Annotated in this window: 24 protein-coding genes and 1 pseudogene; 11 read left to right on the plus strand and 14 right to left on the minus strand. The window is 63.4% G+C overall.

From position 1 onward, the window contains the following. Nucleotides 1-177 precede the first annotated feature (177 nt). Together GGD57_RS20130 and GGD57_RS20135 are read right to left on the minus strand one after the other, a co-directional pair. The gene (locus GGD57_RS20130) at nt 178-975 is read right to left on the minus strand and encodes a polysaccharide deacetylase family protein (protein ID WP_184472049.1); all 798 of its coding nucleotides are present in this window, start codon (nt 973-975) and stop codon (nt 178-180) included. A gap of 99 nt (nt 976-1,074) precedes the next feature. After that, nucleotides 1,075-1,464, minus strand: a complete 390-nt coding sequence (locus tag GGD57_RS20135; RefSeq protein WP_010069440.1) for a DUF930 domain-containing protein — start codon at nt 1,462-1,464, stop codon at nt 1,075-1,077. Between the two features lie 254 nt (nt 1,465-1,718). Between GGD57_RS20135 and GGD57_RS20140 the strand changes: the two genes are divergently transcribed. Together GGD57_RS20140 and GGD57_RS20145 are read left to right on the plus strand one after the other, a co-directional pair. After that, nucleotides 1,719-3,827 carry a S9 family peptidase gene (locus GGD57_RS20140; RefSeq protein ID WP_184472050.1) on the plus strand — a complete coding sequence of 703 codons (2,109 nt, stop codon included), beginning with the start codon at nt 1,719-1,721 and terminating at the stop codon, nt 3,825-3,827. Between the two features lie 223 nt (nt 3,828-4,050). After that, nucleotides 4,051-4,575: a DUF1697 domain-containing protein gene (locus GGD57_RS20145; protein WP_184472051.1), complete on the plus strand. Its 525-nt coding sequence runs from the start codon at nt 4,051-4,053 to the stop codon at nt 4,573-4,575. Nucleotides 4,576-4,610: 35 nt separating this feature from the next. On the opposite strand, the gene GGD57_RS20150 is transcribed toward GGD57_RS20145, so the two are convergent. Next, nucleotides 4,611-6,068 (minus strand): MFS transporter, encoded by a 1,458-nt coding sequence (locus GGD57_RS20150; protein WP_184472052.1) that lies wholly within the window; start codon nt 6,066-6,068, stop codon nt 4,611-4,613. Nucleotides 6,069-6,311: 243 nt separating this feature from the next. Here GGD57_RS20150 and GGD57_RS20155 point away from each other — a divergent pair, with 243 nt between their 5' ends. Both GGD57_RS20155 and GGD57_RS20160 read left to right on the plus strand, forming a co-directional pair. Continuing rightward, nucleotides 6,312-7,814, plus strand: a complete 1,503-nt coding sequence (locus GGD57_RS20155) for a protein adenylyltransferase SelO (protein WP_184472053.1) — start codon at nt 6,312-6,314, stop codon at nt 7,812-7,814. Nucleotides 7,815-8,020: 206 nt separating this feature from the next. Then, nucleotides 8,021-10,360, plus strand: coding sequence for a glucose/quinate/shikimate family membrane-bound PQQ-dependent dehydrogenase (locus GGD57_RS20160; RefSeq protein WP_184472054.1), 2,340 nt, complete (start codon nt 8,021-8,023; stop codon nt 10,358-10,360). A gap of 234 nt (nt 10,361-10,594) precedes the next feature. Here the strand turns inward: GGD57_RS20160 and bla are convergent, their stop codons facing one another. The 3 genes from bla to dmeR form a co-directional block, all read right to left on the minus strand. Next, the gene (gene bla / locus GGD57_RS20165) at nt 10,595-11,512 is read right to left on the minus strand and encodes a class A beta-lactamase (protein WP_184472055.1); all 918 of its coding nucleotides are present in this window, start codon (nt 11,510-11,512) and stop codon (nt 10,595-10,597) included. A gap of 92 nt (nt 11,513-11,604) precedes the next feature. Beyond that, complete coding sequence (gene dmeF, locus GGD57_RS20170) at nt 11,605-12,600, minus strand: CDF family Co(II)/Ni(II) efflux transporter DmeF (protein ID WP_184472056.1); 996 nt, start codon at nt 12,598-12,600, stop codon at nt 11,605-11,607. Nucleotides 12,601-12,624: 24 nt separating this feature from the next. Continuing rightward, nucleotides 12,625-12,897, minus strand: coding sequence for a Ni(II)/Co(II)-sensing transcriptional repressor DmeR (dmeR, locus tag GGD57_RS20175; RefSeq protein WP_003587785.1), 273 nt, complete (start codon nt 12,895-12,897; stop codon nt 12,625-12,627). Nucleotides 12,898-13,157: 260 nt separating this feature from the next. Here dmeR and GGD57_RS20180 point away from each other — a divergent pair, with 260 nt between their 5' ends. Next, nucleotides 13,158-13,652 (plus strand): GNAT family N-acetyltransferase, encoded by a 495-nt coding sequence (locus GGD57_RS20180; RefSeq protein ID WP_184472057.1) that lies wholly within the window; start codon nt 13,158-13,160, stop codon nt 13,650-13,652. On the opposite strand, the gene GGD57_RS20185 is transcribed toward GGD57_RS20180, so the two are convergent. From GGD57_RS20185 to GGD57_RS20200, 4 genes are all read right to left on the minus strand, one after another. Continuing rightward, complete coding sequence (locus tag GGD57_RS20185; RefSeq protein WP_184472058.1) at nt 13,649-13,912, minus strand: hypothetical protein; 264 nt, start codon at nt 13,910-13,912, stop codon at nt 13,649-13,651. The genes GGD57_RS20180 and GGD57_RS20185 overlap by 4 nt on opposite strands. Before the next feature lie 109 nt (nt 13,913-14,021). After that, on the minus strand, nt 14,022-14,936 hold the full coding sequence (locus GGD57_RS20190) for a c-type cytochrome (RefSeq protein WP_184472059.1): 915 nt from the start codon (nt 14,934-14,936) through the stop codon (nt 14,022-14,024). A gap of 136 nt (nt 14,937-15,072) precedes the next feature. Continuing rightward, nucleotides 15,073-15,513 carry a c-type cytochrome gene (locus GGD57_RS20195; protein ID WP_184472060.1) on the minus strand — a complete coding sequence of 147 codons (441 nt, stop codon included), beginning with the start codon at nt 15,511-15,513 and terminating at the stop codon, nt 15,073-15,075. 128 nt (nt 15,514-15,641) lie between these two features. After that, entirely contained in the window at nt 15,642-16,277 is a 636-nt protein-coding gene (locus tag GGD57_RS20200; protein ID WP_184472061.1) for a LysE family translocator, read from the minus strand. A gap of 132 nt (nt 16,278-16,409) precedes the next feature. On the opposite strand from GGD57_RS20200, the gene GGD57_RS20205 reads away from it, so the two are divergent. Beyond that, complete coding sequence (locus GGD57_RS20205; RefSeq protein ID WP_184472062.1) at nt 16,410-17,102, plus strand: helix-turn-helix transcriptional regulator; 693 nt, start codon at nt 16,410-16,412, stop codon at nt 17,100-17,102. An 85-nt stretch (nt 17,103-17,187) separates the two neighbouring features. Here the strand turns inward: GGD57_RS20205 and GGD57_RS20210 are convergent, their stop codons facing one another. Both GGD57_RS20210 and GGD57_RS20215 read right to left on the minus strand, forming a co-directional pair. Continuing rightward, complete coding sequence (locus tag GGD57_RS20210) at nt 17,188-18,033, minus strand: metallophosphoesterase (RefSeq protein ID WP_184472063.1); 846 nt, start codon at nt 18,031-18,033, stop codon at nt 17,188-17,190. A gap of 104 nt (nt 18,034-18,137) precedes the next feature. After that, the gene (locus GGD57_RS20215) at nt 18,138-18,740 is read right to left on the minus strand and encodes a superoxide dismutase (RefSeq protein ID WP_003569477.1); all 603 of its coding nucleotides are present in this window, start codon (nt 18,738-18,740) and stop codon (nt 18,138-18,140) included. A gap of 224 nt (nt 18,741-18,964) precedes the next feature. Here GGD57_RS20215 and GGD57_RS20220 point away from each other — a divergent pair, with 224 nt between their 5' ends. The 3 genes from GGD57_RS20220 (at nt 18,965) to GGD57_RS20230 (ending at nt 20,896) form a co-directional block, all read left to right on the plus strand. After that, on the plus strand, nt 18,965-19,291 hold the full coding sequence (locus GGD57_RS20220; protein ID WP_184472064.1) for a hypothetical protein: 327 nt from the start codon (nt 18,965-18,967) through the stop codon (nt 19,289-19,291). 105 nt (nt 19,292-19,396) lie between these two features. Then, nucleotides 19,397-20,050, plus strand: coding sequence for a class I SAM-dependent methyltransferase (locus tag GGD57_RS20225; protein ID WP_184472065.1), 654 nt, complete (start codon nt 19,397-19,399; stop codon nt 20,048-20,050). 114 nt (nt 20,051-20,164) lie between these two features. Next, nucleotides 20,165-20,896 carry a sulfite exporter TauE/SafE family protein gene (locus GGD57_RS20230; protein ID WP_184472066.1) on the plus strand — a complete coding sequence of 244 codons (732 nt, stop codon included), beginning with the start codon at nt 20,165-20,167 and terminating at the stop codon, nt 20,894-20,896. Nucleotides 20,897-20,911: 15 nt separating this feature from the next. Here the strand turns inward: GGD57_RS20230 and GGD57_RS20235 are convergent, their stop codons facing one another. Beyond that, entirely contained in the window at nt 20,912-21,253 is a 342-nt protein-coding gene (locus tag GGD57_RS20235; protein ID WP_184472067.1) for a nuclear transport factor 2 family protein, read from the minus strand. Nucleotides 21,254-21,370: 117 nt separating this feature from the next. Between GGD57_RS20235 and GGD57_RS20240 the strand changes: the two genes are divergently transcribed. Then, entirely contained in the window at nt 21,371-22,636 is a 1,266-nt protein-coding gene (locus GGD57_RS20240; protein ID WP_184472068.1) for a multidrug efflux MFS transporter, read from the plus strand. On the opposite strand, the gene GGD57_RS20245 is transcribed toward GGD57_RS20240, so the two are convergent. Then, nucleotides 22,598-23,215 (minus strand): TetR/AcrR family transcriptional regulator, encoded by a 618-nt coding sequence (locus GGD57_RS20245; RefSeq protein ID WP_184472069.1) that lies wholly within the window; start codon nt 23,213-23,215, stop codon nt 22,598-22,600. The two genes, GGD57_RS20240 and GGD57_RS20245, sit on opposite strands and share 39 nt — an antisense overlap. A gap of 110 nt (nt 23,216-23,325) precedes the next feature. Between GGD57_RS20245 and GGD57_RS20250 the strand changes: the two are divergent. Continuing rightward, nucleotides 23,326-23,965: pseudogene (locus GGD57_RS20250) on the plus strand (glutathione binding-like protein). Nucleotides 23,966-23,978 lie beyond the last annotated feature (13 nt).

Below are 23,978 nucleotides of genomic sequence, written 5' to 3' on the forward strand. Positions count from 1 at the left end.
CCCCACAAGGAGGGAGATCGACAAGAGGCTGGACCATCGTTCTCTCGTTGCCACAGCGCAGCAGCTATGCGGTCGTTGTTTGGGGAAGCCACCGCGCCCAGCCAATCTCCACCCTTGTGGGGGAGATGCCCGGCAGGGCAGAGGGGGGTGCCGCACGGCACACCTTCAACCGCCGCACTACTCCGTCGTCTTGTCGTCGCCGGTATCCTCGACATCCTCGAGGCGGACGAACTCGGTGCCCTTGGCTTTCAGATCGACCAGCGCCTTGGCGACCCCCTCGCCGGCCGCATGGGTCGGCTGGTTGATGTGGGAGATGACGACGTCGCCGTCCTTGGCCGAAGCGATGCGCTTTTCGGTGATCGCTGCCCCGAGCAGCGAGCCGCCGTCGCCATTCACCGAATAACCGGCGATACGGTAACCCATGGCGCGGATCTCGGCGATGGCGGAAAGGTCATATTTGGCCGTGGAGCCTCGGAACCAGTGCGGCGCCGGAATGCCGGCCGCGGCCATGGCGGCAGCGCCGCCCTCGACTTCCTGCTTTACCGCCTGGGCCGAGCCGGCCGACGCGATGCCATAGATCAGCGTCGGCGTGTCGACGGCCGGAATATGGTTCTGACCGTGGTTTTCCAACTCGAAGAGATCGGGATTCTCGAGGAAGACGGCAAGGGCTGCAGGATTGCGCTTCAGCCAGCGGGCGGTGACGAAGATCGTTGCCGGGATGCGTTCCCGCACCAGGGTCGAAAGAATGCGCTCATCCGCCTGGCCCATGCAGGCATCGAAAGTCAGCGCGATGCGGGCATGGCCGGCGAGGTTGGAGCGGGCGATATGCAGATGCGGCTCGACGAGTTTTACAGCCGGCGCCTTCGAGACCGGAACTGTTGCGGCCGAGATCGGCGGCGCAGACGGCAATTCGTCCGCCGATGCGGCTGATATCGCGGCCAGGAGGAAGGCCGAAGCGAAAAGGATGCGGTTCATATCGGGGCTTCTACGATTGGGTCCGTCGATTTTAGCGGGTGTTCCTGCATGGCGCCATGTGGCCGGATGTCACCGCAGCCGCCGGAACAATCCACGGCATCAATCGTAGAGATAATATTTGTCCCACTTCTCGCGCGGCACCTTGTCGCCGATCTGGTAATCGAGCTCGCGCACGTTGATATGCTGCGGACCGGTGATGCAATTGTAGGAGAGATGGTACCAGTCGCCCTTGCTGCGGAAGACCGCACCCGGCGCCTGCAGCGAATTGTCGCCGGCGACCGGATCCTTGAACGTATAGGCGATGACTTTGTCGGGCTTGAAGCCGGTGCTGTCATTGTTGATGCGGCTCATCGCCTCGGTGTCGCAGCTCTGTTCCAGCCGGGTCGAGGGATCGAGTTTTTCCAACTGCTTCTTGATGGCGGGATCGACGGCAAAGGCGGGGGCAGCAAGGCCAAGGAGGGATACGAACAGGAGCAGACGTTTCGGCATTGTGGAGAAAATCCCTTACTGTTGTCCATTCTTCACCCTGCCCCGGGCAGCTTGCCGGGGGCTTGGCATGTGCAAATTTCGCTCAGCGAGAGCGGACATTCTTAAATATTGTGGTGACATCAAGGCAAAGCGGGCAGAGCCGTCTCCTTGCCTGTGGAAGGTCATCCGCACCCTTGGCGCAGCCTTGCCGCTTGATCCGGCGGCGGCGCGCCTCTATCTCTTGCCAACCCGACATTCCCACCGGAGCCAATTCCTTGTCCGTTTTCAAGAGCCTGCCGACACCGCCCGCCGCACCGAAAAAGCCCGTCTCCGATACGCGCCACGGCATTACCCGCACGGACGATTATGCCTGGCTGCGTGCCGACAACTGGCAGGCGATGTTCAAGGATCCGTCGATCCTCGACCCCGAGATCCGCCAGCATCTCGAAGCCGAAAACACCTATATGAATGCGGCGATGGAGGACACCAAGCCGCTGCAGAAGGCGCTGTTTTCCGAAATGCGCGGCCGCATCAAGGAAGATGACAGCTCGGTGCCGATGAAGGATGGCGCCTATGCCTACGGCACATTCTACGTCACCGGCGGCGAACAGCCGCGTTATTTCCGGATTGCCCGTGACGGCGACGTTGCCGACGAGACGATCCGCACGGTGCTGCTCGACGGCGACAAAGAAGCCGCCGGCAAAGCCTATTTCCGCCTCGCCGGCCTCGACCATACGAGCGACCATAGCCGCGGCATCTGGGGCTATGACGACAAGGGCTCGGAATTCTTCACCCTGAAAGTGCGCGACCTCGCGACCGGTGAAGATCTTGCGGACCGGATCGAAAATACCGGCGGCGGCGGCGTCTGGGCGCCCGACGGCAAGAGCTTCTTCTATTCGGCGCTCGACGAGAACCACCGGCCGTCGAAGGTCTTCCACCATATTGTCGGCCGGCCGCAGTCGGAAGACCGGCTGGTCTATGAGGAGGCCGATGCCGGCTTTTTCATGGGCGTCGGCGGCTCGCTGCTCGACGATGTCATCTATATCGATATTCACGACCACGAGACCAGCGAATACCGGCTGCTGTCGACCAAGGATCTCACCGCCGAACCGAAGCTGGTGGCGGCGCGCGAGGAAGGCATCGAATATTCGCTGACCGAGGGCGGCGACGTCTTCTACATCCTGACCAATGACGGCGGCGCCAAGGATTTCAAGATCATGGAAGCGCCGGTCGACAATCCGGTCAAGGAAAACTGGCGCGAAGTGGTCGCCCACAAGCCCGGCACATTGATCATCAGCCACATGGCCTATGCCCGCCACCTTCTGTGGCTGGAACGCAAGGACGGCCTGCCGCAGATCATGATCCGCGACCGGGCGACCGGCGAGGAACATGCGATCGGCTTTGCCGAGGAAGCCTATTCGCTGGGGCTTTCGGGAGCGGCGGAATACGACACGGATATCATCCGCTTCTCCTATTCCTCGATGACGACGCCGTCGCAACTCTACGACTACAATATGGTGACGCGCGAGCGCACACTGTTGAAGACGCAGGAGGTGCCGTCCGGCCATAATCCCGACGACTACGTCACCCGCCGCGTCTTCGCGCCGGCATGGGACGGCGAGAAGGTGCCGGTCACCCTGCTCTATCGCAGGGATACGCCGCTCGACGGCACCGCCCCCTGCCTGCTTTACGGCTACGGCGCCTATGGCATCACCATTCCGGCCAGCTTCAACACCAATTGCCTGTCGCTTGCCGACCGCGGCTTCGTCTATGCCATCGCCCATATCCGCGGCGGCAAGGACAAGGGATTTGCCTGGTACGAAGACGGCAAAATGGAAAAGAAGACGAATACCTTCAAGGACTTCGTCGCCGCCGCCGATTATCTGAATCAACAGAAGTTCACCTCTTACGCGAAGATCATCGCCGAAGGCGGCTCGGCCGGCGGCATGCTGATGGGCGCGGTTGCCAACATGGCGCCGGAAAAATTCGCCGGCCTCATCGCCGCCGTTCCCTTCGTCGATGTGCTCAACACCATGCTCGACGATACGCTGCCGCTGACCCCGCCGGAATGGCCGGAATGGGGCAACCCGATCGACAACAAAGAAGAATACGAGCAGATCGCAGCCTACTCGCCCTACGACAATGTCGGCGCAAAACCGTACCCGCCGATCCTGGCGCTCGGCGGCCTGACCGACCCGCGCGTCACCTATTGGGAGCCGGCCAAATGGGTGGCGAAGCTGCGCGAGGAGACGACCGGTGAAGCGCCGATCCTGTTGAAGACGAACATGGACGCCGGCCATGGCGGCGCGTCCGGCCGGTTCCAGCGGCTGGAAGAGATCGCGTTCGAGTATGCGTTTGCGATCAAGGTGGCTGGGAAGATGTGAAATCTTTAGGGGTGCCGTGTTGCACCCCCCTCTGCCCTGCCGGGCATCTCCCCCACAAGGGGGGAGATCGGCAAGAAGCTATGCCTCGCCCTAATTTTGCGATCCATGTGACGGCCAGTTATTTGGGGAAGCCGTCGCACCCAGTCAATCTCCCCACCTGTGGGGGAGATGCCCGGCAGGGCAGAGGGGGGTGTCCCACGGCACACCATCCACGGAGAAAGAAATGCCCGTCTACATCGCCCTGCTCCGCGCCGTAAACGTCGGCGGCACCGGCGCCTTGCCGATGGCTGACCTCAAGGCGATCTGCGAAGACCTCGGCTTTACCGACGTGAAAACTTACATACAGAGCGGCAATGTGCTGTTCCGCTCGAATGAGACAGAAACGGCAGTCGAGGAAAAGCTCGACGAGGCGCTCGGGCAGAAGATGGGCAAACGCCCGGGCGTTATGGTGCGCAGCCGGAAAGAACTCGAGGCGATTGCCGCCGGCGCGCCCTTCCCCGACGCCAAGCCGAACTTCCTGCTCGTCTGCTTCCTGCCCGAAAAGGCATCCGCCGATACGCTTGATAAAATGGTGGCGCCCGATGGCGAAGAGGCGAAGCTCGCCGGCCGGGAGATCTATGTGCATTATCCCAATGGCTCCGGCCGCTCGAAACTGAAGCTGCCGGCGCTGAAGCCCGGGACCTCGCGTAATCTCAACACCGTCCGCAAGCTTGCGGAACTGGCGGCCGGCATGGAGAACAAGGACTGAGTGCGAGGCGCAGAATTTGATTCAAGCGACGCGCGTCAAGCCTTTGTTTCTCCAGCCACCTTCGTCCGTCTGGCCTTATAGCCGCTGATCTCCTCGCCAGCGGTCGGCGAGAAGCGCAGGTTCCAGACGGTCGCGGTGATCGAGATGAGGGTGACGACGATGAAGGCGGTGGAAAAATCGCCCAGATCAGGCGTTTCGACATTGTTGAAGGCCATCGAGCCGTGCAGCGCCAAGGCGCCGATGCAGATGCCGAGCGACAGCATAAGCTGCTGGAAGGTGGTGTAGAAACTGGTGGCCGAGCTCATCCGCTCCTTGTCGATCTCGTCATAGGCAATGGTGTTATAGGCGGTGAACTGGAACGACAGGAAGAAGGCGCTGAGCACCAGAACGACGAAAATCAGCGGCATCGGCCAATCCGGCCGGAAGGCGGCGCAGAGGGCATAACCGACCGTGCCGAGGATGCCGTTGAGCACGAGGCTGCGGCGGAAGCCGAGCCGGCTGAAGACGAAGCGCGCCATCGGTTTCATGGCGAGCGAGCCGAGCGCTGTGCCGACGACGATCTGGCCGGCCGCGGCGGCGGACAGGCCGAAGCCGATCTGAAAGAGCAGCGGCAGCAGGAAGGGCTGCGCGCCCTGGGTGATGCGGGTCAGAGAACCGGCGATGACTGAGGTGCCGAAGCTCGGCACCTTCATCAGCGAAAAATCCATGATCGGCGACGGATGCCGGCGGGCATGCCTGAGATAGGCGATGCCGAAGAGCAGGCCGACAGCAATCAGGAATATCGAGAAGGCGCCCTCGCCTTCGTGGCTCGACATTTCGAAGCCGAAGAGCAGCGAACCGAGCGAAATGCCGGAGAGCACAAAGCCGATCGTATCGAACGGCCCGCTTGCCTTGCCCTTCACCTCGTCGATGTAGATCGAGACGAAGATCATGCCGATGATGCCGATCGGCACGTTGATGTAGAAGATCCAGCGCCAGTCGAGATAGGTGACGAAGAAACCGCCGAGCGGCGGGCCGACGATCGGGCCGATCAGCGCCGGCACCAGCAGCCAGGACATGGCGCTGACCATATCCTTGCGAGCGACGCTGCGCATCAGCACTAGGCGCCCGACCGGCATCATCATCGCGCCGCCTATGCCCTGCAGCAGCCGCGCCAGCACCAGGAAGGACAGGGTGGGCGCCAGCGCGCAGAGGATGGAGCCGATGACGAAAACCGCAATGGCGGCGCGGAAGACGGTGCGCGAGCCAAAACTGTCGGCCATCCGGCCGCTCGCCGGAATGAAGATCGCCAGGCTCAAGAGATAGGAGGTCAGCGCGATCGACATGGCGGGCGCGCTGACGGCGAAATCGCGCGCCATGGTGGGCAGCGCGGTCGCCAGCACGGTCGCGTCGATGTTTTCCATCAGCATCGCGCTCGCGATAATCATCGCGATCACCCTGAAATTGGGCGCGGCGCGCCGAACCATCGGCGCCTGGTAAATCTGATCCGACATCGTCCGGAATCACTCGCGGTGGCGCGGCGGAGCACACGAGGCAGCAAGGCCGCTGATATGACTGGCACAAGGCCAAGGGGAGACGATTTGCTATACGCCTCAGATCATGGCGGCGCTATGTCCTTTGTGGCAAAGCTGCTTTGACGCGAGGTCAAGGCGGATCACGATTGCTTGCATCGGCCTGATCTTCGTGAAGGTCATGAGCGGCTTGCGCCGCAGACGCCCCGGCCCTACCTATGAAGCATGACCTCCGCCCTTGAGACAAACCGGCCCGGTGCGGCCTTTCCGTTCAGCAACAGCTATGCCGGCTTGCCGCAGCGCTTCTTCGCGCCGCAAGTGCCGACGCCGGTGGCGGAGCCCTGGCTGATCAAGCTGAACGAGCCGCTGGCCGCCGAACTCGGGCTCGACGTCGAGACGCTGCGCCGCGATGGTGCGGCGATCTTTTCCGGCAATCTCGTTCCCGAAGGGGCCGAACCGCTGGCGATGGCCTATGCCGGCCATCAGTTCGGCGGTTTCTCGCCGCAGCTCGGCGACGGGCGCGCCATCCTGCTCGGCGAGGTGGTCGACCGCGGCGGTAGGCGCTTCGACATCCAGCTGAAGGGCGCCGGGCCGACGCCTTTTTCCCGCCGCGGCGACGGGCGTGCGGCAATCGGGCCGGTGTTGCGCGAATATATCATCAGCGAGGCGATGTTTGCGCTCGGCATTCCGGCAACGCGGGCGCTGGCGGCGGTGACGACCGGCGAGCCTGTTTATCGCGAAGAGGTACTGCCGGGCGCAGTCTTCACCCGCGTCGCGGCCAGCCATATCCGGGTCGGCACCTTCCAGTTCTTTGCAGCAAGAGGCGATACCGAGGGTGTTCGGGCGCTCGCCGATTATGTGATCGACCGGCACTATCCCGCGCTGAAGGCGGCTGACAATCCCTATCTCTCGCTGTTCGAGGCGGTCTGCGACCGCCAGGCCGCGCTGATCGCCCGCTGGCTGCATGTCGGCTTCATCCATGGCGTGATGAACACCGACAATATGACCGTTTCCGGCGAGACCATCGATTTCGGCCCCTGCGCCTTCATGGATGCCTATGACCCGGCGACCGTCTTCTCGTCGATCGACCAGCATGGCCGTTATGCCTATGCCAACCAGCCAGGCATCGGCCAGTGGAACCTTGCAAGGCTCGGCGAAACGCTGCTGCCGCTGATCGACGAAGAGCCGGATGGCGCCGTCGACAAGGCGAATGGGGTGATCCGGGCCTATGGCGAACGCTTCCAGGCGCATTGGCTGGCCGGCATGCGAGACAAAATCGGGCTTGCCGGCGAAGAGGACGGCGACCTCGAACTGGTGCAGGCCTTGCTGTCGCTGATGCAGGCGCAGGGCGCCGATTTCACCCTCGCCTTCCGGCGGCTGTCGGATCTTGCCGGCGACGCCGCCGCAGAGCCCACCTTTGCGGCAAGCTTCCGCGAAGCGGAGGCCTGCCGCGCCTGGCTTGCACAATGGCGCGAGAGACTGTCGCGCGATCCGCAGACCGCAGCCGAACGCGCCATTGCCATGCGCCGCGTCAATCCGGCCTTCATTCCGCGCAACCACCGGGTCGAGCAGGCGATCGAGGCCGCGGTCGAGAACGGCGATTTCTCGCTGTTCGAAGCGCTGCTTGCCGTTCTTTCCAAACCCTATGAGGACCAGCCGGGCTTTGCCGCCTATCTGGAACCGCCGAAGCCGAACGAACGGGTGCTTGCGACCTTCTGCGGGACGTGAGCGCGACTTTTCCCGTTTGCGCGCAGCAATCCGGCAGCCGGACCCACCGCCATCCGCCCCTACGGCCTGGCCCGATACAACCGTACCGTGACGACGGCCTGCGGCAAATGCTGCCGTTGAAAGGCATCTCCTTCGCGCTATCTGCCTGATCGGCGGGGTTTTTCCGCCGACCTCCACCCGGCTAGATCAAGCGGGAGACAGCCCTTATGGCGATCGTCATCACCTCCATTTTTTTCATTATCATCGGGTTGACGCTCGGCGGCGGCGGGTTCTGGCTCGTCACGCTCGGCGGCAGTATCTTCTATCTGTTCGCCGGCCTGATATTTCTGATCACCGCCGGGCTGCTTCTGATGCGCAAGGCGGTGGCGCTCTGGGTCTATGCGGCGCTGGTCATCGTGGCGCTCGCCTGGGCGGTCTGGGAGGTCGGCTTCGACTGGTGGCAGCTCGGTCCGCGCGGCGGCATGATCATCCTGCTCGGGCTCTGGCTGCTGACGCCGTGGATCCGCCGGCCGCTCGGCCTGCGCAGCCCGACCGGCTTCACCTATGGCGCCAATCCCTGGCCTCTCGCCGTGCCTGTTATCCTCGCCATCCTCGTCGCCGTCTATTCGATGACCAGAGACCCGCACGATCTCGCCGGCGAGCTGCCGGCCGATAAGGTTGCCGCCAACCCCGCCTTCGGCGGCAGCGTGCCGGATGGTGAATGGCACCAGTACGGCCGCACGCCTTTCGGCCAGCGTTATTCGCCCCTCGACCAGATCACCGCTCAGAATGTCTCCACCCTCAAGGAAGCCTGGCGATACCAGACCGGCGACGTCAAACGGCCGGAGGATATCAGCGAAACGACCTATCAGATGACGCCGCTCAAGGTGAAGGACACCCTCTATCTCTGCACGCCGCACAACTGGGCGATCGCGCTCGACGCCAAGACCGGCAAGGAGAAATGGAAATACGACGCCAATTCGGGCATGAATTCCAACCGGCAGCACCAGACCTGCCGCGGCGTCACCTATTATGCCGATTCAACCGTCGCCGCCGGCCAGCCCTGCGCCGAACGTATCTATCTGCCGACATCGGACGCCCGGCTGATCGCGCTCGATGCGGCGGACGGCAAGATCTGCACCAGCTTTGCCGACCAGGGCGTGCTGCATCTGGAAACCGGCATGCGCTACAATCCGGCCGGCTATTATTATTCCACCTCGCCGCCGGTGGCGGTGGCCGGCAAGATCATCGTCGGCGGAGCGGTGAACGACAATTATTCGACCGAGGAACAATCCGGCGTCATCCGCGCCTTCGACATCAATAGCGGCGCGCTGATCTGGAACTGGGATTCCGGCAATCCCGAGGTGACGTCGCCGCTCGCTGCCGGCCAGACCTACACGACCAATTCGCCGAACAGCTGGTCGGTCTTCAGCGTCGACGAGGCGCTCGGCATGGTCTACATCCCGCTCGGCAACCAGGTGCCCGACCAGCTCGGCATCGGCCGCAGCGACAATGTCGAGAAATTCTCGTCCTCGATCGTCGCCCTCGACATCGCCACCGGCCAGCTGCGCTGGGTGCGCCAGACCGTGCATCACGATCTCTGGGACATGGACGTGCCGGCCCAGCCGGCGCTGATCGACCTGACGAAGCCCGACGGCAGCGTGGTTCCCGCCCTTGTCGGCCCGACCAAGCAGGGCGATCTCTATGTGCTCGACCGGCGCAGCGGCGAGCCGATCATCCCCGTCAAGGAAATTCCCGCACCCGGCGGCGCGATCACCGGCGATCATACTTCGCCGACCCAGCCGATCTCCGATCTCACCTTTTCGCCCGAGCCGCTTCGGGAAAAGGACATGTGGGGCGTATCGCTGTTCGACCAGCTCGCCTGCCGCATCGATTTCCACCGTTACCGCTACGAGGGCCGCTACACGCCGCCGTCGCTGGAAGGCACGATCGTCTATCCCGGCAATTTCGGCACCTTCAACTGGGGTTCGGTGGCGGTCGATCCGGAGCGGCAGATCATGTTCGGCATGCCGACCTATCTCGCCTTCACCTCGCGCCTGGTGCCGGCGGCCGACATTCCGCCGAGAGGCCAGGACGAGAAGGGCAGCGAACAGGGGCTGAACCGCAATGACGGCGCGCCCTACGGCGTCTTCATGGGGCCTTTCCTCGGGCTGCTCAAGATCCCCTGCCAGGCGCCGCCATGGGGCTATGTCGCCGGCGTCGATCTGCGCACCGGCAAGATCGCCTATATGCACAAGAACGGCACCGTGCACGACATGACGCCGCTGCCCCTGCCCTTCAAGGTCGGCGTGCCCGGCATCGGCGGGCCGATGCTGACCAAGGGCGGCGTCGCCTTCCTCGGCGCTGCGGTCGACAATTACCTGCGCGCCTATGACGTGACGAACGGCCGAGAACTCTGGCAGGCGCGGCTTCCGGCCGGCGGCCAGGCGACGCCGATGACCTATACGGCCGATGACAACAAACAATATGTCGTCATGGTCGCCGGCGGCCACGGCTCGGTCGGCACGACCCCCGGCGATTATGTGATTGCATATACGCTGCCTTGATGGGGACGCTGTCCATTCCTTGAGGGAAAGACCCCTCCCCAACCCCTCCCCACAAGGGGGAGGGACTAACCTGGGGCCGCCGTCTCCCTTCCCACTGCCGGGATCAGGGCTGGCGATCGTGGCGACAGGCGAATGGCTCGGTTAAGCCCCTCCCCCTTGTGGGGAGGGGTTGGGGAGGGGTTTTCACGCGCGAATCGGACAGCTGTCGATCACGACCTTCGCATCTTCCCCGCTTCAAACCATCTCCACAATCATCTTGCCGACTTCGGCAAAGACCGGGTTGAGGTCCTTCACCGGCACGGTCGCTTCGGCGATATAGACGGCGGCGACGATCGGGCCGCGGTCGGGGGGCCAGATGACCGCGATATCGCCGAGGGAGCCGTTCGGGCCGGTGCCGGTCTTGTCGCCGACCTTCCACTCCTCGGGCAAGCCGGCTCTCAGCCGCTCGCCGCCGGTCGTGCTTGCCACCAGCCAGGCGATCAGCCTGTCGGAGGAGGCCTCTGTCAGCACCGAACCAAGGGTCAGGTTGCCGAGCGTGTCGAGCATCGCATCCGGTGTCGTGGTGTCGCGCGGATCGTCCTTTTTGCCCTCGTTCAGCGTCGGTTCGGTGCGGTCGAGACGGGTCGTGCCATCGCCGATCGAGCGCAGCCAGTCGGTCAGCGCTGGCGGCCCGCCGAAGCTTTCGAGCAGCAGGTTGCCGGCGGTATTGTCGCTGACCGTCACCGCCGCCTCGCAGAGTTCGGCGATCGTCATGCCGTCGGCATCGGCGTGTTTTTCGCTGAGCGGCGAATAGTCGACGAGCTTGTCCTTGCCGTAGGTCACCCGCCGGTCGAGCTTTTCCTCGCCCTTATCGACCCGGGCCAGCACGAAGCCTGCGGCCAGCGCCTTGAAGGTGCTGCACATCGGAAAGGCCTCGCTGCCGCGATAGCCGAAGGAGATGCTGGTCTGGGTGTCGAGCACCGAGACGCCGAGGCGGCCGCCGGTGCGTTTTTCCAGTGCAGCAAGACGTTTCTCGACGTTGTCGTCGCCCTCACCGGTCTTTTGCTCGGCCCCATCCTCGGCATTGGCGGGAAGCGCCAGCGCGGGCAGGCCCAGAGCAGGCAGGCAAAGCGCCGAGCCGAGCAGCAGGCGGCGGGTAAGGCTGAGATCCATGACATCCTCCGGTGAGTCGGAGAACAGAGCTAAGGCGAGATTGCGGCGGCATCTCGTCCCCACCGTAACACTGTTGCCGTCGCGCTCCCCGATTACGCAGCGCGGGTGACCTCGACGGTCACATGCGACAATTCCGTCAGCGCCGAAAGCCTGCCCTTGTAGAAGGCCGGCTCGCGCGGCGTCGAGGTAACGACGGCGACGATCGCCGCATGATGGCCGGGGCCGACCTGCCAGACATGCAGATCGGTGATCCGGTCTTCCCCAGTCTCGATCGCCTCGCGGATTTCCGAAGGCAGCGTCTCGCCGCGCGGGACGACGTCGAGAAGGACGCCGCCCGAGGCTTTCATCAGGCTCCAGGACCAGTTGGCGATGACCAGGCCACCGACGATGCCCATGATCGGATCGAGCCAGAGCCAGCCATAGAGACTACCGAGGGTCAGCGCTGCGATGGCGAGCACGGAGGTCATGGCATCGGCAATGACATGCAGATAGGCGGCGCGGATATTGTTGTCGCCGGGCTTTACGTGTTGACTGTGGGCGTGGTGATCGTGGGCGTGATCACCATGCCCGTGATGACCGTGATCATGGTGGTGGTGACCATGATGATGCGCGGCATGGCTGCCGCCGCCCAGCAGCCAGGCGCTGATCAGATTGACGGCAAGGCCGATCACCGCGACGGCAATCGCCTGGGCAAAGCCGATCGGCACCGGGTTCGAAAGGCGCAGCCAGCTTTCCCAGGCCATAAGCAGGGCGATCAGGGCCAGGATGATGGCGCTGGCGAAACCGGCGAGATCGCCGAGCTTGCCGGTGCCGAAGGTGAAACGCGGGTTGCGCGCCTGCTTGCGGGCGAAGAGATAGGCGAGCGCCGAAATCAAAAGCGCGCTGGCATGGGTCGACATGTGCCAGCCATCGGCGACCAGCGCCATCGAGCCGTAGGCCGTGCCGGCGGCGATTTCCGCCACCATCATCACCGCCGTCAGCGCAATCACCAGCCAGATGCGCCGCTCGTTCACCGCATGATCGGCGCCGAGAAAGATATGATCATGTTCCAGCGCGTTCATTCCAGCCTTGTCGATCCCGGCATTCATTCCCAGGCTCCTTCATCACAGTATTCAGCGGATATAGGTTCTCAGCACTTCCGATATTTCCTCGACCGCCTCCGCCCTGGCGGCGTCGTCTTCGGCATTCAGCACATGTTCGCGCAGATGATCGTCCAGCACCTCGCCGGTCAGCCCGGTCAGGGCGCCGCGGACGGAGGCGAGCAGTTGCAGGATTTCACCGCAGGGGCGCTCGGCCTCGAGCGCCCGCTCGACGGCTTCCATCTGCCCCTTCAAGCGGCTGACGCGGGCAATAAGCTTCTTTTTCTGCAGGGTTGTGTGCGACATGAGCTCTTATGTAGCATAGGGGGGTATACTATCAAGAGGAAAACGGCATCACTGCCGATGCACGGCGATCGGCCATTGACAAATGCGGCAATTCCGACGATTGATGATCCATGATCAAAAACGCGCACCAGAGCCGCTCGTATTTTTGGCTGTACCTGTAAAGGGCGGCCGGACAGATCATATTGTCAACAAGCCGCCGTCAGGCGGCTTTGTTGTATCGGCAGCGTCCTGACGGCAGATTATCAAAGGACGCGAAGACCATGACCGAAATCGAAGACAGCGAAATCTCACTGATGCGCCCATCTGTGGTAACGATCCGCACCGCCAAGCCGCGCGACCTGCCCGAACTCAACGAGATGATCGCCCTGCTTGCCGGCCATCACGGCGATGCGGCCGCGACGACGCCCGAGCAGCTGGAGCGCGATCTCTTCGGCCCGCTGCCGTGGATCCAGGCGCTCGTCGCCGAGACCGGCGAAGGTTTGATCGGCTATGCCATTCTCGTGCCGCTCTACAGGGCGCAGGAAGGCAAGCGCGGCATGGACCTGCACCATCTCTTCGTGCGCGACGGCCATCGCGGCCACGGCACCGGCCAATTGCTCGTCGACCGCGCCCGCGAGACGGCGCGCAATGCGGGCTGCGGCTACCTCTCCGTCAGTGCCGCCACCGGCAACGTGCTGGCGCACCGTTTCTACGAACAGCTGGATTTCACCCCGCGGCCGGTCACCGGCATGCGTTACATGCAGTCGATCGCTTAGAGCGGCGGGAGTTTTCCCGCCTGCCCTTCATGCGCCGGCCGCGTCGCCCATTGGTGGAGCGCGGCCTTGACGAAGGCAAGCGCAGCGGCACGCGCCGACGCCAGATCGCGGGGATCTTCCAGCGTCTCGGCGAAACGCGCCTCCATCACCCTCATCGTCTCGTCGAACCAGTTGGCAAGCAGCGCGTTGCGCCCGGCAAGACGGGCACGCATGCGGTCGATGACGAGATCGAGCTGTTCAAGGGTCGGTTTGGTCTTCATGGATTGTACAGAGCGGTTGAGCTTTTTACAGAAGCGCAGAACCGCTCTAACCTTTTGTTTTTACGCAACTCCGGACGGAAAACCGCTTCGCACTTTTCCTGGAATTGCTCTAACGACCCGGCACGGCCTTCAGATAGGCGGCGATCGCCTCGCGGTCGGACGCCGGCAGATGGGCGATATTCTGCTGCACATCGACCATCGAGCCGCCGACGGAATCGAAATCGGGGGTGAAGCCGGTTTCGAGGTAGCTGGCGATATCGGCCTCGCTCCAGCCGCCGATGCTCTTGGAGGCCGGGGTGATATCGGGAATGCGGCCCTTGCCTTCCGGATTGGGCGCGCCGGCGAGCCACTGACCTGCCTGGAAACCGCCGAGCGCATCGCGTGGCGTGTGGCATTCGCCGCAATGTCCGGGGCCTTCGACGAGATATTGCCCGCGCTTGATCTTGTCGTCGCTGTTGGCGAGCGCGACGCGCGACTGATCGTTGAAATAAAGGAATTTCCAGCCGCCGAGCGCCAGCCGGATGTTGAAGGGGAACGGCAGCTCATGCGGGGGAGCGACGTTTGCACTCTTCGGCAGGGTTTTCAGGAAGGCGAAGAGATCGTTGACGTCCTTGTCGCTCATGCGGGCATAGGAGCCGTAGGGAAAGGACGGGTAGAGATGCTGGCCGTCCGGGCCGACGCCGCGCTTCATCGCATTGCCGAATTGGGCAAGCGTCCAGCCGCCGATGCCGGCCTTTTCATCCGGCGAGATGTTCGGCACATGGAAGGTGCCGAAAGGGCTCTTCAGCGCCAGACCGCCTGACAGCGTCAGCTTGGCATCGCCTTCCGAACCGGGGGCGGCATGGCAGCTGACGCAGCCGCCCGTCCAGAAAACCATCTGGCCGTTGACCGGATCGGGCGCGCCGAGACCGGCCCAATGGCTTTCCGGCAGCGGATCGGGTGCAGTGACGAGATAGAAGGCGCCCCCGCCAAGGACGGCGACGCCGATCAGACAGAGCAGTAACCGGATGAACCTGCGGATCATGCCCCGCCTCCCCTTTTGCCGAATTTTCTGTGCGGAGCGATTCTGCGACCGGCCCGCACGGGCGGAGAATACGGTGATCCGCGCCGGCAGCAAGGCCGGCGCGGATCACGTATCAAGTTCCAGATCAAACGGCCTATCAATCCTTGATGCGATAGGCCTTGTGACAGCCGCCGCAGCTGGCGCCTAGCGTGTTGACCGTGGCGCCGACAGCGGCGGGATCGGCCGGAAGCTGGGCGAGCGCGGTTTCGGCGTCGGTGGAGAGCTTGGCGGCGCGCGCCTTGAAGTCATCCATGTTTTCCCAGATCTTCGGGCTCGCCTCTTGGTCGCCGGTTTCCGTGCCCGGCTTGAACTGATCGGGGAAGACCTTGGCCGTTGCGGCAATCGTCGTCAGCGCCGCCTTCACGGCTTCGGCGTCATAGGGCTTGGTGCCCTTGGCGATGGCGCTGAGAGCCCCGGCCGCACCGCCGATCTGCTTCATCAGGGCAATGCGCGAATCATGCGTGCCGTCGGCGGCGGTCACCGAACCGAGGGCTATTGCGGCCATCGCTGCGGCGGCAGCTACTGCTTTCCAATTCATATTCCTCTCCAATTTTCTGAAGGCCAAGGCGGCCGCCGGCCAATCTGCACCGGGAGCATGACAAAATCCATGGCGGGAGATAGTCACGTTTGCCGGATCATCATAAAAACAATGTGATACGAACAGGCTCAAGCGCTTTTCCAACCCTGCCAGAGGCTGAAGGCCGAGACTGCAACCAGCAACAGGCCGGCGAAGCGGCCGACAAAGGCGGTGGCGTCGGGATTGGCGACGAGCAGGTCGCGGCTGCGGCCCGCCGTCATCGCCAGCGTGCCATAGACGGCAAACTGGGTGACAACAGTCATGGCGCCCATGATCAGCCCCTGCATCCAGACCGGGCCGTATTCCGGCCGCAGGAACTGCGGATAGACGGCGAACATGAAGATATAGGCCTTCGGATTGACGAGACAGGTGACGGCACCCTGGCGGAAAGCACGCCAGCCGGAGCGCGCCGTTCCCGGCCCGACCGCCTCGACGGTGATCGAACTGCGGATCAGCGAAATGCCGATCCAGATCATATAGGCGACGCCGGCAAAGAGCAGCACATTGAAAAGCTGCGGCAGCATGGTGACGAGCAGGCCGACGCCGGCTGCGCCATAGGCCGAATGCACCGCGCCGCCGGCCATGATGCCGCCTGTCGCCGCCAGCCCCCGCCGGACGCCGCCGGTCAGCGAATTGGCGAGCACGAAGAGCATGTCCATCCCCGGCACGATGATGATGCCGAAGAGAAGGGTGAAGAAGAGCCAGAGGTTTTGATGGTAGTCCATGTCAGTTACCGCCTTGAGTTCCGCGGGTCATTTTGAAAGACCCTGATTGATTTCAATCCGATAGGCGGCTCTATACGCAAACCCAACTGACAGTGTATTGTCAGGAGGAGCGTAAGGGATGGGAGAGGCAAAATGCGCAAGGCCTCGCGGCTTTTCGAGATCATTCAGATCCTCAGGCTCGCCAGAAAGCCGATGACGGCGGCCGTTATGGCCGAGACGCTCGAAGTGACGGTGCGCTCGATCTATCGCGACATCGCCGCCCTTCAGGCGATGCGGGTGCCGATCGAGGGCGGGCGCGGCATCGGCTACATCATGCGGCCCGGCTTCGACCTGCCGCCGCTGATGTTCTCGATCGAGGAGATGGAGGCGATCGTGCTGTCGCTGGCGCTGCTCGAACGCACGGCGGACGAAGAACTCAAGCAGGCCGCCCGCCGGGTCAACCGGAAGATATCGGGCGCCGTACCCGCCCCTTTGCGCCAGGCGATGGACACCAAGGCGCTTTACGCCTGGGGCTCGATCGCGCAGCCGGCCGGCTTCGACCTTGCGATCGTGCGCCGGGCGATCCGCGACGAATGCAAGCTGATGCTCGCCTACCGCGACGAACTCGGCCGCGCCAGCCAGCGGACGATCCGGCCGATCGCGCTGATCTACTATTCCCAGACCGCCAATATCGTCGCCTGGTGCGAACTGCGCCAGGCGATCCGCAATTTCCGCAGCGACCGGGTGGAGCGCTGCGAAGAGGCGGAGGAATTCTTCAAGGGCGAAGGCGACCGACTGCGGGAATTGTGGACGAGCGGGTGGACGGAGAGGGCCGTGTCTGCGTGAAATCAGCCACTTGGCCAATCATCGACGCGTCAGTTGACGTTGAGCGCTGCCTCTCCGGATGAGCGGCACGCGGCGATCTCTTCGCCTAAAACCCCAGCCTGCGGCTCTCCTCGCGGCCGAAGCCGTGGATTTCGAGGTGGTCGGGGTGGACCTCGACGATCGCGAAGGCGTTTTCTGTCTCGGTGTCGACCACGCCCTTGAAATTGACGAAGTGACAGGCGCCGGCCTTGCCGTAATTGCCGGCATGGTCGTGGCCGTTGAGATAGGCGACGACATGGGGCTGCGCGGCGAGCAGCGCGACAATGCGCTCGCTGTCCCACATGCCGTGTTCGCAGGGCGGGTGCACCGGATAGTGGTTCATGACGACGACCTTTTCGCCGGCGGCGGCAGCGCTGGCGATTTCATCGCCGAGCCAGGCGAACTGTTCGTCGCTCAGTGCGGCGTTCCAGCGATGGGCATTTGCCGCACCTTTGGCCTGCAGCGCCGCCAGCATCTCAGCCGCAAGGGCGCGATGAGGATGGCCTTCGGGCGGCGCGAAGGTGCTGACCTCGTTGCCGTCGAGCACGATGAAGCGCCAGCCGTGGCGGGCGAAGCTGTAATAGGGGGACGGCATGCCGAGACGCGCGGCGACCTCGGAGAGATGGCCCGAAGAGACGGAGAAATCGTGGTTGCCGAGCAGGAAGAGCGTTTCGTGCCTGAGTTTGCCGTAGACCGGCAGAATATCGTCGAAGCTTGCGAAACTGCGGTCGATGACATCGCCGAGCGTCATGACGAAGCTCAGCTCCCAGCCGTTGAAGACCTCGATCGCCTCGGCGAGTTTGGCCAGGCTGTTGGCGTAATAGCGGTCCATGGCCTGATGCGGCGGGATCGCCGCATATTGCGGGTCGGCGATGATTCCGAAGCGGAACAGGGGAAGAGCGGAAGAGGACATGGTGGGTGATTAGGAGCGGCCGATGACAGGGCTGTGACGGCGTTGAAAACAGAACACCCGGCGCTTTGGGGCGCCGGGTGCGGATTTACAGCAGCCAGTATCGATTACTTCGTGGCTTCTTCGTAGCGTTCCAGGACGTAGTCCCAGTTGATCAGGCTGTCGACGAAGGCTTCGAGGTACTTCGGACGGGCGTTGCGATAGTCGATGTAATAGGAGTGTTCCCAGACGTCGACGCCGAGGATCGGGGTGGCGCCGTGAACGAGCGGGTTTTCGCCGTTCGGGGTCTTGGAGATTTCGAGCTTGCCGTTCTTGACGGAAACCCAGGCCCAGCCGGAGCCGAACTGGGTGGCGCCGGCATTGGCGAAATCGGCCTTGAACTTGTCATAGCCGCCGAGATCGGAAGCGAAGGCCGCTTCGAGCTTGCCCGGCAGCTTGTTGCCGCCGCCGCCCTTCTTCATCCACTTCCAGAAATGGATGTGGTTGTAGTGCTGGGCAGCATTGTTGAAGAGGCCGGCATTGGTGCCGAAGGACTTCTTCACGACGTCTTCGAGCGAGAGGTCGGAGAGACCGGCTTCAGCGGCGAGCTTGTTGCCGTTGTCGACATAGGCCTTATGGTGCTTGTCGTGGTGAAACTCCAGCGTTTCCTTCGACATGAAGGGAGCAAGCGCTTCGTAATCATAGGGAAGTTCAGGCAATTCGAAAGCCATGTCAGATCTCCTCTTGGCAATAGATTGCGTCTCGGCAGGTGAGGCGGAACATAGGAGGGGAAGCACGGAGAGGCAACCGGCGAAATATCAAAAAACGCGCCGCCGGAGGAAAATTTGCCTCACTTTCCAGGCTGGAGTTGCGCTTGCGAATTGCCCGGACAAATCACCGGGGACGCCGCCCGCGAAAACCGCTTCGCTGCCATTGAGATCAACGGAGATCCGATATGAACAGGAATATAATCCCGCTTCTGGCCATCGCCGCGCTGCCTTTCCTTTCAGTTGCGGCGCACGCTTCCTCGGATGAGGCCTGGAAAGAGCTGGCGGCAGATATCGAGGCCAAGTGCAAGAAGGCGGCTGTGGCGATCGAGACGCCGAATGCAGCTGTCGATCCCTTCGGCACACCCCATTACGGGCTCGCATTGCTGACCGGCAAGCCGAAGGGCGCCAAGGGGCTGGTGGCGCAGATCTGCGTCTACGACAAGCAGACGAAGTCGGTCGAGATCGGCAGCGAACTGGACGCCGAAAAGCTCGGCCTCATGCCGGCAAAATAGGTTGCTGCAGGCCGCTGCCGCGGCAGTTTGTGTCTTCCATCACATTCCGAGTGGAACCGGAACCTGCTCTCGGGAGTTGAGGACGGGGCTTCAGGGAGGTACGGCATGTCAGGGCTTGGCAACAGCGCGGAAGATCAGCAGAAAATCTATCGGCGCTGGGCACCGGTCTATGACCGCGTCTATCGCGGCATCCTGCGCGACGGCCACCGCAAGCTTGCCGCACTCGCAGCCGCGGCCGGGCCTGACATACTGGAGATCGGCGTCGGCACCGGGCTGACGCTCGGGCATTACCCGCGAGGCTGCCGGGTGACCGGCATCGATATTTCCGAACACATGATCGCAAGAGCGCGCCAAAAGGCGAAACGCGAGAATCTGGGGCATGTGCAGGCGCTCGAGGTGATGGATGCGCATGCCCTCGCCTTTGCCGACCGGTCCTTCGATGCGGTCAGCCTGCCCTTCGTCATCACGCTGATCCCCGAACCCGAACGGGCGCTGGACGAATGCGCCCGGGTGCTGAGGCCCGGCGGCGAGATCATCCTCGCCAGCAAGCTCGGCGACGGCGCCGGCCTGCAGGGCGCGATCGAGACGGCGGTGGCGCCGCTGGTGCGTCACATCGGCTGGTCCTCCGCCTTCCGCCTCCACCGCATCCTCGCCTGGGCCGAGCGCCGCGGCGATTTTGCCGCTGCGGAAATCCTGCCGATCTTTCCGAATGGTTTTTTCAAGATCGTCCGGCTGAAGCAGCGCGGGCTTTCCTGCTGAGAGCACTGGCATCCTCAGAGATGATTGGCCGCCTGACGGGATTGGCCGCCGGAGACCGAAAGTTTTTTCCCGCGTCGACTGTTCTGATGCTACCGTTCGTCTGAGGGGACCCGCATGACATCGGATTTCTTCTTTTTCATCGTCGTGGGCTTTTGCGCGCAGATCGTCGACGGCGCGCTCGGCATGGCCTTCGGCGTGCTGTCGACCACGAGCCTTCTTGCCTTCGGCGTGCCGGCGGCCAATGCCAGCGCCATGACGCATGTGGCGGAAATGTTCACGACCGCAGCGTCCGGCCTCTCGCATGCCTATCATCGCAACGTCGATTGGCGCCTGGTGGCGCGGCTCGCACCGGCCGGCATGATCGGCGGCGCGATCGGGGCTTATCTCCTTGCCAATATCGACGGCAAGACGATCGCGCCCTTCGTCTCGGCCTATCTGATCGCGATCGGCCTGCTGATCCTCTACAAGGCGTTTCGCTCACCGCCGAAGCGCGATGTCCGCGATTGGATCGTGCCGCCGGTCGGGCTTTGCGGCGGCCTGCTCGATGCGATCGGCGGCGGCGGATGGGGACCAGTCGTCACCAGCACGCTCGTCAGCCGCGGCCATGATCTGAAGCGGGTGATCGGCTCGACCAACTTCACCGAATTTGCGGTGACGCTGACGATTTCGCTGACTTTCGTCGTCACGCTCGGCTGGTCGGAGCTCAATTCGGCGATCGGCCTGATCATCGGCGGCGTCATCGCCGCCCCTTTCGGCGCCCTCCTCGTCAAGCGGCTGCCGGTGCGGGCGCTGATGGTGGCGGTGTCGATGATCATCATCGTGACGTCGGCGATGCGGATCTTCTAAGCCGCTCGGTCGAGGTCATAAATTCCGGCCGAAATAGACCTCCACGGAGGCGATCCTGTCGCCACGGAAACGCAGGCTCTCCATGTTGGCGAAGCTGCCGCCCTCGAGTTTTTCGGCGCGGTAGCGAACAGCAGCCTCGTCGCCGTCGACCGCCAGGAATTCAATCTCGATCGCGCGGAAGACCGGCTCCTTCGGCCAGCAGCGCTCGAAATAGGCTGCCCGGTCGATGTGGTCGTCACGCGGACTGGAGAAGGTGAAATCCTCCGTCAGCATGGCGCCGACAAGGTCCTTGCGATCGGCGAGATAGGCGGTGTAGAGATCGCGGACAGTCTGTTGCCTGGATCGCATCTCGTTCATGGCAAAACCCTCCGATTATCCGATTGCACTATGCAATCAGTTATCTCTTACCACTTTCACCCGAGATGATCCAGCTTGCGGCGCAACGGCGCCCGCAGGATCGATGCCGAGGCAAGAATGACCGACACGCAACGGGACGCGGCCAGCGCTGGAGCAGGCTCGATCTACTGGAGGCGCAACCTTGCCGTCTCGCTGATCGGCTCATTCACCACGATCGTGGCGATGACGCTGCTGCTTCCCTTCCTGCCGCTTTATGTCGAAGAGCTCGGCGTGACCGATCATGCGGCGATCGTGCAATGGTCGGGCATTGCCTATGGCGCCACCTTCCTGGCGGCCGCTCTCGTTGCGCCGCTCTGGGGGCGGCTCGGCGATATTTACGGCCGCAAGCTGATGCTGGTGCGCGCCAGCCTCGGCATGACGGTGGCGATCTCGCTGATGGGCATGGCCGGCAATGTCTGGCAGCTGGCGGCGCTGCGCCTCTTCGTCGGGCTTGCCGGCGGTTATTCCTCCGGCTCGATGGTGCTGGTGGCGACGCAGACGCCAAAGGACCGATCCGCCTGGGCGCTCGGCGTGCTCTCTTCCGGCATCATGGCCGGCAATCTCGTCGGGCCGCTCGTCGGCGGCGTACTGCCTGGGGTTATCGGCATCCGCGGCACCTTTCTCGCCGCCGGGGCGATGATCTTCCTCGCCTTTCTCGCCACCACCCTGCTGATCAAGGAAGAGAAATCGCCGGCCCGCAAACAGGCGGCCAAGGCAAGCGGCGGCTGGAAATCCGTTGCCGACAAGCGCCCTGTCATCGCGATGCTGGCGACCGGCATGCTCTTGATGTTCGCCAATATGTCGATCGAGCCGATCATCACCGTCTATGTCGCGCAGATCGTGCCGGCCGCCGATCAGGTAACGATGATATCCGGTCTCGTCATGTCGGCCGCCGCGCTCGGCAGCATTCTTTCGGCCTCCCGGCTCGGCAAGCTCGCCGACAGGATCGGCCATTGGCCTGTCATCGCCGGTGCGCTTGCCGTTGCCGGATTGCTACTGATCCCGCAGGCTCTCGTGACCAGTTCCTGGCAGCTGATCATCCTGCGGTTCCTGATGGGCGTAGCCCTCGGCGGGCTGCTGCCCTGCATTACCGCCGTCATCCGCCACAACGTGCCGGACAGTGCGGCCGGCAGCATTCTCGGGCTTTCCATCTCCTCGCAATATGTCGGCCAGGTCGCCGGTCCTGTTCTCGGCGGCTTCGTCGGCGGGCATATCGGCATGCGCTCGGTTTTCCTCGGCACGTCGCTGCTGCTTCTGGCCGGCGCCGCCTATGCCTGGATCGTGCGCCCGAGGGATGCCAAGGCGTCAAACATGCGGGTTCCCGCAGATCAGCTCGACGCCTGAGCGGGCGATCGCCTCCAGCACCTCACGGCTGTCGCCGGCCCGGGCGCGCACGGCAAGCGAATGCATGACGGCGGAGGCGAGCCTTGCCAGCACCTGCGGGTCGGCGCTCTCGGGCAGTTCGCCGCTTTTAACCGCAAGGCGCATGCGCTTTTCGATCTCGCCGTCGAAATCGTTGAGGCTGCGGCCGAGCACTTCGCGGACCCGCTCATGCTCGACCGCCTCGGCTGTCGCCGTGCCGATCAGAAAGCAGCCGCGGGCGGCGGTCTCACCATGCAGATAGATCGCCAACGCACCGGCGTAGACGCGGGCGATATTGTCGCGAAGCTGAAGTGACGGGTCGAGCGCCTCCGTCAGCACGTCCATGCCGTCCTGCCGATAGGCCTCCAGCGCATCGAGATAAAGCGCTTCCTTATCGCCGAAGGCGCCGTAGAGGCTCGGCCGGTTGAGGTTGGTCGCGGCACTCAGATTGTCGAGCGAGGCGGCGGCAAACCCCCTGTCCCAGAAGACATCCCGCGCCTTGCCGAGAGCCGCCTTGGCGTCGAAACCCCTCGGGCGGCCGCGCTTCTTCTCGTCTTTCATATTTTGTACCATTTCGCATTAAATTATTGACGAAGGTTATTTTATGCGAAACAGTACAGATATTCAATCGGCGGTCGGCATCGACCGCCTCATGAGGAGAGGAAACCGCAATGAAACTTTATATGCACGCCGCCGCCTGCTCGCTTTCGCCGCACATCATCTGCCGGGAGCTGGGACTGGATATCGAACTCGTTCAGCAAGGACTATCTCAGCATCAACGGCAACGGCTATGTGCCGGCGCTGATGCTCGACGACGGCAAGGTGCTGACCGAGGGACCGGCGATCGTGCAGTTCCTCGCCGAAGGCTCGGCCCTGCTGCCCGAACTGGGTGATCTCACCCGCAACGAGGTGCAATCCTATCTCAATTTCATCACCGCCGAGCTGCACAAGCCGATGGTGCTGCTGTTCAATCCGGCCTATTCCGGCGTGCATGGGGAGATTCGCGCGCTGATCTCCAAACGGCTCACCTGGCTGAACGGCCGTCTCGCCGGACCCTATCTCACCGGCGAGGCCTTCACGGTGGCGGACGCCTATCTCTTCGTCTGCCTGAACTGGTCGCCCTGGACCGACATCGACCTCAAGCAATGGCCGGCGTTGCACGGCTTCATGGCGCGGGTGGCGGCACGACCGAAGGTGCGTGAAGCGCTGCAGGCCGAAGACCTCGAGGCTTTCGATGCCGACGGCGTCTATTTCGCGCCGCAGGCCTATCTCGCCTCGGCCGGACGGACAGGCGAGCCGGTCCGTCCGTGAGGCCTGGCCGCTC

It is taken from the genome of Rhizobium esperanzae, assembly GCF_014197615.1.
Classification (GTDB): Bacteria; Pseudomonadota; Alphaproteobacteria; order Rhizobiales; family Rhizobiaceae; genus Rhizobium; species Rhizobium esperanzae_A.

Coding starts and splice junctions, on each gene's coding strand:
- GGD57_RS20135 (WP_010069440.1), bottom strand. CDS start 1,464: ATGCCGAAACGTCTGCTCCTGTTCGTATCCCTCCTTGGCCTTGCTGCC.
- GGD57_RS20240 (WP_184472068.1), top strand. CDS start 21,371: ATGACCGACACGCAACGGGACGCGGCCAGCGCTGGAGCAGGCTCGATC.
- GGD57_RS20160 (WP_184472054.1), top strand. CDS start 8,021: ATGGCGATCGTCATCACCTCCATTTTTTTCATTATCATCGGGTTGACG.
- GGD57_RS20200 (WP_184472061.1), bottom strand. CDS start 16,277: ATGGACTACCATCAAAACCTCTGGCTCTTCTTCACCCTTCTCTTCGGC.
- GGD57_RS20220 (WP_184472064.1), top strand. CDS start 18,965: ATGAACAGGAATATAATCCCGCTTCTGGCCATCGCCGCGCTGCCTTTC.
- dmeF (WP_184472056.1), bottom strand. CDS start 12,600: ATGAATGCCGGGATCGACAAGGCTGGAATGAACGCGCTGGAACATGAT.
- GGD57_RS20155 (WP_184472053.1), top strand. CDS start 6,312: ATGACCTCCGCCCTTGAGACAAACCGGCCCGGTGCGGCCTTTCCGTTC.
- GGD57_RS20245 (WP_184472069.1), bottom strand. CDS start 23,215: ATGAAAGACGAGAAGAAGCGCGGCCGCCCGAGGGGTTTCGACGCCAAG.
- GGD57_RS20230 (WP_184472066.1), top strand. CDS start 20,165: ATGACATCGGATTTCTTCTTTTTCATCGTCGTGGGCTTTTGCGCGCAG.
- GGD57_RS20145 (WP_184472051.1), top strand. CDS start 4,051: ATGCCCGTCTACATCGCCCTGCTCCGCGCCGTAAACGTCGGCGGCACC.
- GGD57_RS20190 (WP_184472059.1), bottom strand. CDS start 14,936: ATGATCCGCAGGTTCATCCGGTTACTGCTCTGTCTGATCGGCGTCGCC.
- GGD57_RS20205 (WP_184472062.1), top strand. CDS start 16,410: ATGCGCAAGGCCTCGCGGCTTTTCGAGATCATTCAGATCCTCAGGCTC.
- GGD57_RS20180 (WP_184472057.1), top strand. CDS start 13,158: ATGACCGAAATCGAAGACAGCGAAATCTCACTGATGCGCCCATCTGTG.
- GGD57_RS20210 (WP_184472063.1), bottom strand. CDS start 18,033: ATGTCCTCTTCCGCTCTTCCCCTGTTCCGCTTCGGAATCATCGCCGAC.
- GGD57_RS20225 (WP_184472065.1), top strand. CDS start 19,397: ATGTCAGGGCTTGGCAACAGCGCGGAAGATCAGCAGAAAATCTATCGG.
- GGD57_RS20185 (WP_184472058.1), bottom strand. CDS start 13,912: ATGAAGACCAAACCGACCCTTGAACAGCTCGATCTCGTCATCGACCGC.
- GGD57_RS20130 (WP_184472049.1), bottom strand. CDS start 975: ATGAACCGCATCCTTTTCGCTTCGGCCTTCCTCCTGGCCGCGATATCA.
- GGD57_RS20215 (WP_003569477.1), bottom strand. CDS start 18,740: ATGGCTTTCGAATTGCCTGAACTTCCCTATGATTACGAAGCGCTTGCT.
- GGD57_RS20195 (WP_184472060.1), bottom strand. CDS start 15,513: ATGAATTGGAAAGCAGTAGCTGCCGCCGCAGCGATGGCCGCAATAGCC.
- dmeR (WP_003587785.1), bottom strand. CDS start 12,897: ATGTCGCACACAACCCTGCAGAAAAAGAAGCTTATTGCCCGCGTCAGC.
- GGD57_RS20150 (WP_184472052.1), bottom strand. CDS start 6,068: ATGTCGGATCAGATTTACCAGGCGCCGATGGTTCGGCGCGCCGCGCCC.
- GGD57_RS20235 (WP_184472067.1), bottom strand. CDS start 21,253: ATGAACGAGATGCGATCCAGGCAACAGACTGTCCGCGATCTCTACACC.
- bla (WP_184472055.1), bottom strand. CDS start 11,512: ATGGATCTCAGCCTTACCCGCCGCCTGCTGCTCGGCTCGGCGCTTTGC.